At 72.5% G+C, this 1,652-nt stretch carries 1 protein-coding gene; it reads left to right on the top strand.

All coding sequences use genetic code 11. From position 1 onward, the window contains the following. The first annotated feature begins 150 nt into the window (after positions 1-150). Positions 151-1,254, top strand: coding sequence for a hypothetical protein (locus AOK08_RS41560; protein WP_055535727.1), 1,104 nt, complete (start codon positions 151-153; stop codon positions 1,252-1,254). The last annotated feature ends 398 nt before the right edge of the window (positions 1,255-1,652 follow it).

Raw genomic sequence — 1,652 nt, 5'->3', positions numbered from 1 at the left:
GCGCACCCCCCCCGGCGCACTCCGGCCCGGCGCACTCCGGCCGCCCCGAACCACGCCCCCAAGGACTCCGCCACCGCGAAGGTAACCACCACCGCCATTTCGCCCTCTTCGTAGGTAACCGGGTAGGTAACCGACCAACTGGGGGCAACCATGAACTGGTCCAGGGCCGTGGCCATGGCCGTAACAGCGGCCGGTCTCCTGCTGTGCGGGTGCGCCAACTCGGCAAGCACGGGCGGGGCGGCGCAGAGCACGGGCGCCTCCGCCCACCCCGCGCACCGTCCCGCGTCCGCCACCGACGCCGGTCCCGGAACCACGAGCGGCAAGCCCGATCTGATCCTCGACGGGCAGATCGACGCCCGCCCCGGGGAGATGGTCCAGATGATGCTCAACGGCGTCAGCCACGCGCGGGGCGGCGACGCGGTGACCGCCCGGTCGCCCGCGTTCAGCGGGCCGGTACGGCTGCGATGGGACGCCGGTAACTACTGGGCCCAGGCGGCCCTCGGGATGACGGACAAGCCCGGCTGGTATCCGCTGACGGTCGCGGTCCACGGCCGTACCGTGGCCCGCGACAGGATCCATGTCATACGGTCCCGGCGGCCCGCCTTCGACATCTCGGCCTCGGGGGACGTGACCCGCCCGGGGGAGCGCGTGTCGCTGGAATTCGACGACCTGTACCCCGGTGAGCGGGGCACCGATTTCACCGTACGGTCCGCGGCTCTGCCCGGGCCAGTGCGGCTCGTCCACGAGGACAGCATGGTCTTCAACCCGCGGGACTTCGAGGCGTGGCCGGAACTCAGGCCCGTCCTGGCGGACGGCACGTACACCTTCGAGCTGTACGGACCGCACGGCCGCCGCGTCGCCGAGAAGCGCCTGAAGGTCCGCGCGTCCCGGCCCGGCGACGCCGACTACCTGGGCAAGACGTACGGACCCGAGTTCTTCGACCCCGGCAAGGGCTACTCGGGCGGCACGCACAACTTCCGGGGCATCGGCGCCGGGCGTCAGGTCGCGGTGATGCTGCACGACGAGAACCCGGACCCGGGCGAGGAGACGCGGCTGACCGCCACTTCCCCCGCGTTCACCGGGGTGCTCCACCTCCGCCACGACGACACCAAGGGCGCCGACGGCGACGATCCGCGTTTCCTCGGCACCGCCACCGTCCGCTCCGGCCTCACGCCCGGCCGCTACCCCGTGACGATCGTCTCCCATCACGGCCGGGTGACGAACACGGAGTACCTGACGGTCACGGCGCGGTAGGCCCCACCGCCACACGGAGCGGTAGGCCCCACCACCACACGGCGCGGGGATCGATGTCGACGCGGCGCCGGAGCCCGGTGCCGGGACCGGCCGGGGACTAGCGGATGCCTGTGACGCCGCCGCGCCGCGTCACGGTCAGCAGGTCCCCGCCCCGCCGCGTCACCGCCGCCGGAAGGCGCACCCGCGGGCCCTCCCGCACCCCCGCACCCCCGCTCCGCCCGTACTCAGCCGAATGACAGGTAATTCGCGCATTGTTCACCCGTCGGGCCCTTTGGGGATTCACCCGGCAGTGGGAACGTTCCACCCATGATTGGGAACGTTCCACTTGCTCGTCGGCGCGGTGAACCGCGCGGATCGGCGAGACCACCTCGGACCGGTCGGACCGGTCGGACCGGTCG

The sequence above is a fragment of the Streptomyces graminilatus genome, from assembly GCF_001418565.1.
Lineage (GTDB): Bacteria > Actinomycetota > Actinomycetes > Streptomycetales > Streptomycetaceae > Streptomyces > Streptomyces graminilatus.
Note: the sequence above shows the minus strand (reverse complement) of the source record. Positions and strands in the feature narration are given on the sequence as shown.